Origin of the sequence: uncultured Microbacterium sp. (assembly GCF_963524805.1) — a bacterium.
Taxonomy (GTDB): Bacteria; Actinomycetota; Actinomycetes; order Actinomycetales; family Microbacteriaceae; genus Microbacterium.
On the sequence record NZ_CAURGG010000014.1, the window covers coordinates 21,035 to 32,339 of the forward strand.

Annotated in this window: 8 protein-coding genes and 3 tRNA genes; 6 read left to right on the forward strand and 5 right to left on the reverse strand. The window is 64.4% G+C overall.

The window, feature by feature from the left end; genetic code table 11:
• Positions 1-136 precede the first annotated feature (136 nt).
• Complete coding sequence (locus RWQ91_RS16845) at positions 137-1,135, reverse strand: LacI family DNA-binding transcriptional regulator (protein WP_314508320.1); 999 nt, start codon at positions 1,133-1,135, stop codon at positions 137-139.
• Between the two features lie 100 nt (positions 1,136-1,235).
• A complete protein-coding gene (locus RWQ91_RS16850; RefSeq protein ID WP_314508322.1) occupies positions 1,236-3,173 on the reverse strand; it encodes a beta-L-arabinofuranosidase domain-containing protein in 1,938 nt (645 codons plus the stop codon).
• A gap of 217 nt (positions 3,174-3,390) precedes the next feature.
• On the opposite strand from RWQ91_RS16850, the gene RWQ91_RS16855 reads away from it, so the two are divergent.
• The 5 genes from RWQ91_RS16855 to RWQ91_RS16875 all read left to right on the forward strand — a co-directional run bounded on the left by RWQ91_RS16855 (position 3,391) and on the right by RWQ91_RS16875 (position 9,404).
• A complete protein-coding gene (locus tag RWQ91_RS16855; protein ID WP_314508323.1) occupies positions 3,391-4,395 on the forward strand; it encodes a LacI family DNA-binding transcriptional regulator in 1,005 nt (334 codons plus the stop codon).
• A gap of 113 nt (positions 4,396-4,508) precedes the next feature.
• The gene (locus RWQ91_RS16860) at positions 4,509-5,744 is read left to right on the forward strand and encodes an extracellular solute-binding protein (protein WP_314508325.1); all 1,236 of its coding nucleotides are present in this window, start codon (positions 4,509-4,511) and stop codon (positions 5,742-5,744) included.
• Between the two features lie 243 nt (positions 5,745-5,987).
• Positions 5,988-6,815, forward strand: a complete 828-nt coding sequence (locus RWQ91_RS16865) for a sugar ABC transporter permease (protein ID WP_314508327.1) — start codon at positions 5,988-5,990, stop codon at positions 6,813-6,815.
• Positions 6,812-7,630 (forward strand): carbohydrate ABC transporter permease, encoded by an 819-nt coding sequence (locus RWQ91_RS16870; RefSeq protein ID WP_314508328.1) that lies wholly within the window; start codon positions 6,812-6,814, stop codon positions 7,628-7,630. The genes RWQ91_RS16865 and RWQ91_RS16870 overlap by 4 nt, the downstream gene beginning before the upstream one ends.
• Position 7,631: 1 nt before the next feature.
• Positions 7,632-9,404: an MGH1-like glycoside hydrolase domain-containing protein gene (locus tag RWQ91_RS16875; protein ID WP_314508330.1), complete on the forward strand. Its 1,773-nt coding sequence runs from the start codon at positions 7,632-7,634 to the stop codon at positions 9,402-9,404.
• Positions 9,405-9,845: 441 nt separating this feature from the next.
• Here RWQ91_RS16875 and RWQ91_RS16880 read toward each other — a convergent pair.
• The 3 genes from RWQ91_RS16880 to RWQ91_RS16890 form a co-directional block, all read right to left on the reverse strand.
• Positions 9,846-9,918: transfer RNA gene (locus tag RWQ91_RS16880), tRNA-Phe, on the reverse strand.
• A 70-nt stretch (positions 9,919-9,988) separates the two neighbouring features.
• A tRNA-Asp gene (locus RWQ91_RS16885) sits at positions 9,989-10,062 on the reverse strand.
• Between the two features lie 26 nt (positions 10,063-10,088).
• Positions 10,089-10,161: transfer RNA gene (locus tag RWQ91_RS16890), tRNA-Glu, on the reverse strand.
• A gap of 208 nt (positions 10,162-10,369) precedes the next feature.
• Here RWQ91_RS16890 and RWQ91_RS16895 point away from each other — a divergent pair.
• On the forward strand, positions 10,370-11,305 hold a 936-nt coding region (locus tag RWQ91_RS16895; protein ID WP_399546715.1), incomplete at its 3' end, for a coiled-coil domain-containing protein.

Consider the following 11,305-nt stretch of genomic DNA (forward strand, 5'->3'; position numbering starts at 1 on the left):
GAGGGCGGCCGACAGGCGGTGTGCGACCCCGAGTCGCACACCGCCTGCCCCCATCGTCGGATGCCGGGTCACGCGTGAAGCGGAGACCCGGCATCCGTCATTTCTCGTTGGCGCTGAGTCGCCGATCACTTGCACGTCACTTCCGCGGCGCCGCCAAGCTTCCGCGATCGTGAATGACGGGAGTGATCAGCTCGATGTGGATGGGCGAAGCCGAGTCGCCGTCTTCGATTCGTCGGACCAGGGCTTCAACGGCACGCCGCCCGAGTTCGTCGGCGGCGCTGTCGACCGCGGAGTACGGCAGGGAGAACATCCGTGCGAACTCGTCGGAGAATCGACCGATGACAGACAGATCCTCCGGACAGGTCATTCCGCGTGTCGCGAGCACATTCGGAAGGGCTGCGGACGCGGCTTCATTGTTCAAGAGCAGACCGGTCGCCGAAGGGTGCGCGTCGAGGAACCGATGCAGATCATCTCCGACCTCCGGTTGCCCAGATGCACCGTTGTAGCTGTGCAGCGTCATTCCCAGCTCGTCGGCGCGCTCGCGCGCACGGTCCGCGAGCCGCCAGACATATGCGCCACCGCGTTCGATCACGTGCAACGGCTGCGACACCAGGATCAGCTCTCGGTGCCCAAGCTGATACATCGCGTCCACCATCAGTGCACCCGCAGCGGGGAAATCGAGATCGAAGACATCGACGCTGCTGGGATCTCCGGGAAGGCCCAAGAGTGCCCCGGGCTGCCGTGCGCTACGCAGTACAGGCAGTCTCTCGTCTTTCTCTGCGACGTTGAGCAACACGAACCCGTCGACCATCCGTGAGGATGAAATCCGCTGCAGCGCGGCCCCGCCGTCCTCCTCCGAAACCAGAAGCGTGTCGTAGCCCAGTTCGCGCGCGCGGTTCGTCACTCCGAGGATGTATTGCAGCATTGCCGGTGCGAACTCATCGGGCAGGAACCGCCCCAGAAGCGCGATGACGCTCGTGCGGGAGGTGGCAAGGGCCCGCGCGCCGGCGTTGGGCGTGTAGCCCAGCTCCCGCACTGCCTCCGCCACCCGGGCGCGAACGTCGGGCGAGATCGTTCGCTTGCCGGACAGAGCGTAGGAAGCGGTGCTGCGGGATACCCCGGCCGCACTCGCCACATCACCGATGGTAACCATGTGGCGCCACCCCCCAGCGAACCGCTTCGACTCTAGTGACCGCCCGCTGTTCTCCGCAAGCTGTCCGGCAGCGCTGCTCGCTTCAGAGTTGGTCGGATTCGGGGAGCCATACTCGCATCGTCGAGGGTCCTCGGTTCGCCCATCTGAAATACGGAATCAGATCCGCCTCAAGAGGTGCGCCGGCTGAGCTCTCCATGGCACCAAAGGGCCAGTCGGTTGCGTGTGGTGGATGCACGCGGAGGCTCACAGCGGCGCCGCTGCTCGTACGCGTCGGCGCGACAGAGGTGTCGACGGTGACACGGTCCACCGTGACGCCGTCTGGCAGGTCGACATCCTCGAGAGCGAGGACAAGCGGACCACTCTCGACCGCGACCTGACCGCGCACCGCATCGATCGATGGGTGGGGCCACGTGAATCTCGGCTCAAGAGGCAGGACGAGTTCGATCACATCCCCCTGCTGGAACGCTCGAGTGATCGCGACCGATGCGCCGGAGACGGCCACTTGTTCATCGTTCAGGGTGGCGGCAGCGGTGTGCACAGCCCAGGCGGGCACCCGAAGCGTGAGCGTGATCGGAGACTCGAGATCGCTGCTGAAGGAGATGACGACCTTCTCATCGAACGGGTAGTGAGTGGACACACGCAGGCGCACCCGCTGGCCGTCGGTCAGCGTCGTGTCGAGCTCCATCGGCGTGTACTGGTGCAGTTGGATGCCGGCATCATCCGATGTGGCCACGTAGCCGGGAAGGCTTGCCAGCGTGCGGGAGACGTTGGTCGGACAGCAGGAAACCTCGAACCATGGCGCCCGCAGTGTCGCCTCCGCTCTCTCGCTCAGCCCCGATGCATTCTCCTCTTCGCCTGCGGTGCGCTGGTGCAACGTGTTGGCGTAGTAGAAGGCTCTGCCGTCTTCGCGCGGCGAGACGAAGATGCCGTTGAGCAGGGTCCGTTCGATCAGGTCTGCGTACCGCGGCTCTCCGGTGCGCAGCAGCAGTCGCCAACTCAACATCACGGAGCCGATGCTCGCGCACGTTTCGGCATACGCGCGGTCGGCCGGCAACTCATAGTCGTCGCCGAATTCCTCGTTCTGGTGGTGCGATCCCATGCCTCCCGTGATGTAGGTGCGTCGCGCGACAGTGTTGGCCCATTGGGTCTGAACGGCGGCAAGCAACTCGTCGTCGTCGTTCTCGATCGCGACGTCGACGGCGGCCGACGACAGGTACAGTGCGCGGACCGCGTGCCCTCTCAACACTGTGGCGTCACGAACGGGAAGGTCATCCAGGAAGTACTCGTGCCCTTGATAAAGGGTCGTCTGCAGCTGCTCATGGCCGCGCCGTTCCACAAGGAGCGTGGCCAGTTCGACATACCTTGCGTCGCCTGTCGCGCGCCCGAACTCGGCGAGCGCCATCTCCACCTCAGGGTGTCCGCAGACGGCCTGCCTGCCGCTCGGTCCGAATTCGCGATAGAGATGATCAGCAAGGCGCCGCGCGATGGCCGGCAGATCGTCGTCGTGTCCGGTGCGCAGCCTGGCCACGGCAGCCTGGATGAGGTGGCCGAAACAGTACAACTCGTGGCCCCACTCAAGATCGCTGTACCGCGGGCGCTGAGATTCGCGCCCGAAGCTCGTGTGAAGATAGCCGTCCGCTTCCTGCGCGGCACCAATGCGTTGCACCAGATCTCGGTAGCGGGCCTCCAGCAGGTCATCGGATCGGGTGCCCAGCTCCCACGCCATCGCCTCGAGCAGCTTGTAGACCTCAGAGTCCACGAACTCGATTCCGTCGTGCGCGCCACCTGCTACGCCTGCGGCGCGGTCGAAGTTCGTGATCCATCCGATCCTCGACATCCAGCCATAGCAGTGCTCGATGATCACATCGGCATTCAGCTGATGGAGATCACCCCACAGCCCGCCCGTCAGCCGAACCCCATCCAGACCCAGAGGACGAAGTGCGCCTCGACTCGGCAAGACCGGTGCAATCGGCTGAAAAGCTGCCGGGACGGAGGGCGATGGTGCGATGGTGTCGGTCACGACGTGTGCTTCCTCGACAGGCGGTTGTTCGGTTCGATCGAGTTGCTTGCGCCGTCGAACCGGTTCGACTACAGTATCGATTTGTCAGGTCGAACTCAACCATCGTTCGACGAGGACACAGGCAATTCAGGTGCGTTCGACTACATCTCGCCGCGCGAGCTGGCAAGAAGAGATCATTTCGAACTCGAATCGGTTCGAGGAAGAACAGGAGGATTCCGTGACGACGATCGGCGACGTCGCACAGCTCGCGGGCGTCTCCCGCAGCACCGTCTCATACGCGCTGTCCGGCAAGCGGGCGATCTCGCGGACAACCCGTGAGCGGATCGAATCGGCTATTGACGAACTCGGCTACACCCCGAACGCGGGCGCTCGCGCCCTGGCGACATCGCAGACGATGGTCATCGGTCTATTCGTCCAATTCTTTCGTGACGAATTCTCACCCGCAATGCTTCAGTACGTTCTTCCGATATCGGACGCTGCCCGCGAGTGGGGCTACGACATCCTCATGGTGACTGAGGAGGACGGCCCACAAGCACTGCAGCGCATCACCGACTCTGAGATGGTCGACGGTGTAGTCCTGCTCAACGTCGGCCACGAAGATGCCCGTGTCGCACCGTTGCGCGCCGCGCGGCAGCCGGGGGCGCTGGTCGGACTTCCGCGTGATACCGAGGGTTTGGACGTGTTCGATCTCGACTTCGGGGAAGCTGCGCGCATGCTCGTGGACCACCTCCACGGACTTGGGCACCGTGAGATCATTCTGATCTCTCCCCACCAACACGTGATTGCGCGTGGTGGGGCGTACGTGTGGCGATTCCGCGAGGCCGCACTGGAACGTGGTGCGCGGTACGGTCTGCGCATCTTCGCGTATTTCGGCGAGACGGAGCAGCCGCACATCACCTCCGCGCTGAACGCAATCCTCGACGAGCGTCCCACGGCGACCGCGCTGATCATCCACAACGACGCGATGATCGCCGGGCTTCCTCCGGTCCTGAACGCTCGGGGAGCGCAGGTGCCGGAGGACATCTCGGTCGTCGGCATCTTTTCAGAAGACTTCGGACGATTGTTCTCGCTGCCGTACACGGCAATCGAGACATCTCCGGACAAGCTGGGTCGCGCTGCGGTCCAGACACTTGTGCAGCGGATGAGGGATCACGACAGCGCCGACGCGCCGGTGGTTCGGTTCATTGCACCTGAGTTGACGGATCGAGGCAGCACCCGCTGATCGGTCACCGCGAACCGACAGATCCCACGTAATCCGTCGAACCGGTTCGAAAATTCAATATGCGTTACCAGCACAGTCGAGCAGGACACGTACCACCTTCAGAGAGGAACACAGTGGACACCACCCGTAAGGCCCGCACCATCGGTGCGGTCATCATCGCTGTCGGCGTCAGCGCAGCAGCACTGACCGGATGCTCATCGTCGGGAAGCGCAGGGACGCCTTCCGCCGATTCGACCGAATACACGCTCTGGGATCCGTATCCCGATCGCGATGCGTCGTCGACGTGGGCGAAAGCCATCGACGCCTGCGCATCCGAGATCGGCATCACGATCAAGCGCAACGCCGGCAACACCGGAGACACCGTCAAGGACCTCACCACGGCCGCCGGAAACCTTCCCGACATCGCCATGGTGGACAACCCGAAGGTCTCCACGCTCGCCGACGCCGGGCTGCTCACCACCACCGAGGACAACGGGTTCGACGTGTCGAACATCGAGGAGAACATCCTCAGTGCCGGCGAGATCGACGGCAAGTACTACGGAGTGCCGGTCGGGGCGAACACCCTGGGCCTGTACTACAACCCGACCATCCTCGAGGCCGCAGGCGTCGACATCGCGGCCGTGACGGACGCCGCCTCGCTGACTGCCGCCCTGGAAAAGGTCGTCGCCGCAGGCAAGAAGGGGATCACGTTCTCGGCGGTCGGCACCGAGGAAGGCACCTTCCAGTTCCTGCCGTGGTTCTGGGGCGCGGGGGCAGACCTGACGGCGCTCGACTCGGCCGAGGCCGAGCAGGCGCTCGCGCTCTGGACTGACTGGGTGAACAAGGGACTTGCGCCCAACTCAGTGCTCTCCAACACTCAGGGGACCAGCTGGGACGAATTCATGACCGGCGAGTACGCCTTCGCCGAGAACGGATCGTGGTTCAAGTCCGCCGCGGACGAGGCCGGGTACATGTCGATCCAAGTACCCGGGTTCAACGGTGGCGTCGCGCCCGCTCCGACCGGTGGCGAATTCATCACGATCCCGATCCAGAAGGACACCGCTCGATACGAGACGTCGGCCAAGATCGTGGACTGCCTGAGCACGGGAGACACCGGCGCGACCGCGCTCGGCTATGTCGCCCCGACTGCGGACGGCCAAGCAGCACAGCTGGCTGCAGATCCGACGCTGGAGTTCTGGATCAACGCCGTTGGAGATGCGAAGCCGCGCACCGCCGACAACCTCGGTGTCTCCTACGGCGTCATCTCCGAGCAGCTCTACACCGCTATCCAGAACTCCCTCAGCGGCTCGGCGACACCTGCCGACGCGCTGAAGGAAGCTCAGGCCGCTGCGGACGAGAAGCTCCAGTAAGTTCGCTCGAGCCGCAAGTCCGTTCGCACAGGTCCTCGAAGGAGAAGTCAGATGTCCACACCACCGTCCGCGGCGGAGACACCTGTGCTCGTGATCGCAGGGGAGGCTGCATCCCTGATGGATGCCGCCTCCTCTGCCCCGCGACGCCCTCAGAAGTCCCGGGAAGTACGGACTCGCCCTTCACGGCGGAGGCTGCGCAACCAGTTGACAGCCTGGGCATTCATCGCACCGGTAGCGGCGTACATGATCGTCTTCTACGCGTTCCCGCTCTACCGAAATCTGGACCTGAGCTTCCGCGATTACACCCTCCGGTCATTCATCGACGGCACCGCCCCATTCGTCTGGTTCGAGAACTACGTCGACGTCATCCAGAGCTCCACCTTCGCGCCGGCGCTCATCAACACCGCGATCTTCACCATCGTCTCCATCGCATTCCAGTACTCCATCGGACTTGCGCTCGCGGTGTTCTTCTTCAAGCGGTTCCCGCTCTCCGCGACGCTTCGCGCTCTATTCCTGGTTCCCTGGCTCCTGCCTCTCCTGGTCTCGGCATCCACCTGGGCCTGGATGCTCAACAGCGAATCCGGCGTCGTCAATGCCGGACTTGCGGTCTTCGGCATCCCTCAGATCAACTGGCTGACATCGCCGCAATGGGCCATGGTTTCCGTGCTCCTGGCCAACATCTGGATCGGCATCCCCTTCAACCTCGTCATTCTGTACAGCGGCCTCCAGGGCATCCCGAACGACATCTACGAGGCCGCTTCGCTCGACGGCGCCAATGCCTGGCAGACGTTCTGGCGAGTGACCTTCCCTCTGCTTCGACCCGTCTCGGCCATCACGATCCTGCTCGGGCTCGTGTACACCCTGAAAGTCTTCGACATCATCTGGATCATGACCCGCGGCGGGCCGGGCAATGCATCGACGACGTTCGCCATCTGGTCGTACCGGCTCGGCTTCGGCGGCGGCTCACCCGAACTCAGCCCCGCCGCCGCGGTCGGCAACCTGCTGATCCTGATCGCCTTCGTCTTCGGCCTCATCTACATCCGGACCCAGCGCCGCCTGGAGAACTCATGACCTCCGTACGCCGCACCGTCAACACCGTCATCGGCGTCATTCTGACCGCGATCATGCTGTTCCCGCTCTACTGGATGATCAACGTGTCGCTCACTCAGCCGACGGAGCTGCGCAAGGACCCCCCGAATCTGTTTCCCTTCAACCCGACGTTCGATGGGTACCGGATCGTGCTCACCGAGCAGCTGCCGTACTTGGGCACCAGCCTGATCATCGGCCTCGGTACGGTGTTGCTGACGCTCGTACTGTCTGCCCCGGCGGGTTTCGCGCTGGCCAAGCTGCGCCCTCGCGGGCGCACCGCCATGGACTTCACTCTCCTGATCGCACAGATGATTCCGAGCATCATCATGGCGATGGGGTTTTACCTGATCTTCTTCAATTGGGGGATCCTCGACACCGTTCCGGGGCTCATCCTCGCCGACTCAACGCTGGCCGTGCCGTTCGCGGTACTGATCTTCACGGCGTTCATGGCCGGCATCCCGGACGAGCTGATGAACGCAGCGAAGATCGACGGCGCATCGGCATGGCGAACCTTCCGGTCCGTGATCCTGCCGGTGAGCCGCAACTCGATCGTCACCGTGTCGCTGTTCGCCTTCCTCTGGGCATGGTCGGACTTCATCTTCGCCTCCACGCTCAACCGCGGCGGCGACCTCCAGCCCATCACGATGGGGATCTACAAGTACATCGGCAACAACACCCAGGACTGGAACGCGATCATGGCAACGGCGGTCGTCGCATCCATCCCTGCAGCCGTGCTGCTCATCGTCGCCCAGCGGTACGTCGCCGCCGGAGTGACCGCGGGCGCAGTGAAGGACTGACGTGCCGTCGCTCGAATTCTCACTCGACGAAGTGCCCTTCAGCATGCGAGGCTCCTGGCTGTCGGTTTCGCGGGTCATCGGCCTTCACACTCGATCGCCTCAGGTGCACCTCGTATCGCATCAGACCGGCATGCACCCCGTTCTGGCATTCCAGCCACTCGACGCTGGTCAGCTTCTCGAGGCGGTTCCGTCAGCAAGCCCCGGACGATTGAGATGGGAAGCAGAGTCGGGTTTCGTCGAGACCGCGTTCGCCGATGTCGACACTCTCCGACTGCGCGGGGAAGGACTGGCGCTGAAGCTCGAGGATGCCTCGGCCGACCTGACCTCCTTCACGGGCAGCTTCCTCTACAGCTCGCCGCTCGACGGGTCCGCCGTCTTCACCTCATATGAGACCGGCCGCCGTTATCGCGTCACCTCCTGCCGCGGCGATTTCGCGATCGTGGGGTCGGAACTGCTCGGAGCGGGTGAGAGAAGCGTCGTGGCGGGCGAAGATGGCAGCGCGTGGGAGATCGCCATCCAGGAAGTTGTTTCGGAGCCGGGACCAGAGAAGTTCCTCGACACATTCGACAAGGTAGTAGCTGCGCGCGGGGCGGAGTTCGACGCGTTCGCCGATGCGGTGGCCCCCTCGCGCTCAGAACATCCGTCCGCCACACTCGCCGCCTACGTTGTGTGGTCCGCGGTGGTTCGTCCGCTGGGGTTTGTCACGCGCGAGACGGTGCTGATGTCGAAGCACTGGATGGACAAGGTATGGAGCTGGGACCACTGCTTCAACGCTCTCGCCCTCGCGAAATCACATCCCGAACTCGCACTTGATCAGTTTCTCGTCGTGTTCGACCATCAAGCCGAGACGGGTGCGCTGCCGGACTCGATCACCCACTCCGAGGTCCTCTACAACTTCGTGAAGCCGCCCATCCACGGGTGGATCTTCGGGCTCCTGCGCCAGCGCCTCGCGAGCCCGCTCTCGAGGGAAATCCTGGAGGAGGTCTATCACCGGCTTGCGGCCTGGTCGCGCTACTGGCTCGATCATCGCCGCGCGCCCGGGAGCGACCTGCCCTTCTATGAGCACGGCAACGACAGCGGGTGGGACAACTCCACCGTCTTCGACGAGGATCGGCTCATCGAGGCCCCCGACCTCACTGCATTTCTCATCCTCCAGCTCGATCAACTCGCATCTCTCGCTCAGGAGATCGAACCAGATGACGAAGCCGGGTGGCGCGCGGAATCGGCTGCACTGGCGACGGCACTGGCCGAACACCTCTGGGACGGCCAGACGCTGCGTGCCCGCTCGGTGCTCGGCCACCGCCAGGGGAGTACGACGAGTCTTCTGACTACGCTGCCCGTCGTTGCCGCGCACGTGCTCCCATCCAAAGCATTACCTGCGGTGGTCGCGCAGATCACCGAGCACCTGACGCCATTCGGGCTCGCAACTGAACTCGTCGACTCGCCTCGATATGAGGCAGACGGCTATTGGCGCGGTCCCATCTGGGCGCCATCCACGATGATCGTCGAAGCAGGGCTTCGAGCGGCCGGTGAAGTCGCCTTGGCAGACGAGATCAGCGACCGCTTTCGGAAGCTGTGCGAGGGCAGTGGCTTCGCGGAGAACTTCGACGCGCTGACGGGGGAGGGCCTGCGTGATCGCGCATACACCTGGACCGCGAGCGTCTACCTGTTGCTTGCCGATGCTTACTCGGATCCCGGCCGCTTGCCCACATCGCCAGTGACGTCGTCGTCGGCGGCCATTCCGGGAAGACGAGTGTCAGTAGATCGTCAGTAAGCCCAGGAGAATGGAAGGATCCCATTCGCCAACCAGGTGCACGTCCACGAGAGGTCCGCACCCGCGGACACCCGGGTAAGGGTTGGCCCTGCGTATCCGGGACCTTTCATGGATGTGAGTTCACATTTTACCGTCACCGCCATGAATTCCCGGGTCAGCCGGCCACGAGGCGGATGCCGGCCGGCAAGGCCTCAGCCAGGTTGTGGCTGGCGAAGTGGAATCAATCCAACTCGACGGGGTCGGCTGGGCCGTGTCGAGAAAGTTAGCCCCATTTGTGCCGGAAGCGACAGGCACTTTGCCGGCACGGATGCCGCAGCGCACGCCCAATCGATGCTCGAGCGACGGAGCAACCGGGAACTGTCGCTTCATGAAGGAGCAGAAGACGGTGAGTGATCGGGCATGAAGAAACCCCCTCCTGTAGAAGCCAGAAGAGGGTCTCAGTGGCTCCGACGGGCGTCGATCCCGTGACCTCACGATTTTCAGTCGTGCGCTCTACCAACTGAGCTACAGAGCCTCGCGGCATCCGAGAATGCCGCGTCCGAGACGAAAGGCCCTTCTCGAAAAAAGGGCCCGTCGCTGTGGAGCGACCCTGACGGGACTTGAACCCGCGACCTCCGCCGTGACAGGGCGGCACGCTAACCAACTGCGCTACAGGGCCATGCGTATGAAGTTGTGTGTCGGGAGTGACCCCAACGGGATTCGAACCCGTGCTACCGCCGTGAAAGGGCGGCGTCCTAGGCCACTAAACGATGGGGCCGAGTGAACCCGGAGGCTCACCGTTACCGACGCTCAAGCATACGCAATCCCCCGCTGATCCGCCAATCGAGCGCGCGCCTGTCAGCGTCCCGCGAAAGACCCGGTTGGAATAGGAGGGTGCGCGATCGCGCCGACAGGAGCAGGATGTACTCGCGGACCATTTCGTTGCGCCTGTGACTGATGTTGCTAGTGTGAGGAAAGTTGGCTTCGTGACGGGAGGATCCGTGGACTCCGAGAAGAGCCTCGACGAGTGCGGCTGTGCGCCGGCGCCCGTCGAGCGGCGTGCGATCGCGGGCCGGATGAGCCGCCGCAGCGCCCTGGGCCTGGGCCTGCTCGGTGTCGCCACCGTCGCCGCCGTCGGTGGGCCGATGCTGCCCGCCGCTTTCGCCGCGGACTACCCCTCGTGGGATGACGTTCAGGCCGCGAAGGCCAACGAGGCCGCCAAGGCGTCCGAGGTCTCGAAGATCCAGGGGCTGATCCAGAGCCTCAACCAGGAGGTCGCCCGCACGCAGGCAGAGGCGAAGATCGCCTCCGACGCGTTCTACGAAGCCCAGCAGGCTTTCTTCGCGCAGGCTCGCCGCGCCGACGAGCTGCAGGCGCAGTCCGACGAGCAGGCCGCTCTGGCCACGGAGTCCGCCAACAAGGCCGGGCGCGTCGCGGCCCAGCTCTACCGCAACGGCGGAGACGACACCTCGCTCGAGCTGTTCTTCGCCGGCGACGCCGCCTCGACGGATGACCTGCTGGCCCGTCTGGGCACGATGGACAAGCTGATCGAGCGCAACAAGGACGTCTACTCGGATGCCGTCACCGCTCGCAACGCCGCTCAGAGCCTCAGCGACCAGGCCGTCGTCGCGCGTGAGGAGCGCGACCGCCTCCAGCAGGAGGCCGAGAAGAAGATGGCGCTCGCTCAAGAGGCGGCCAACGCCGCCCAGGCCGCCCTCGACGCCCAGACGGCGAACCTCGCCACGCTCGAAGCCCAGCTCGCCGCCCTGCAGGACACCACCGCCAAGACGATCGCCGACTACCAGGCCGGCGTCGAGGCCGCGCGCATCGCGGAAGAGCAGCGCCAGGCCGCGCTGCGCGCCGAAGCCGAACGCCGTGCCGCGGAGCAGGCGGCCGCAGCGGCGGCCGCGGCTGCCGCGAAC

Coding starts and splice junctions, on each gene's coding strand:
- RWQ91_RS16865 (WP_314508327.1), top strand. CDS start 5,988: ATGATCGTCTTCTACGCGTTCCCGCTCTACCGAAATCTGGACCTGAGC.
- RWQ91_RS16870 (WP_314508328.1), top strand. CDS start 6,812: ATGACCTCCGTACGCCGCACCGTCAACACCGTCATCGGCGTCATTCTG.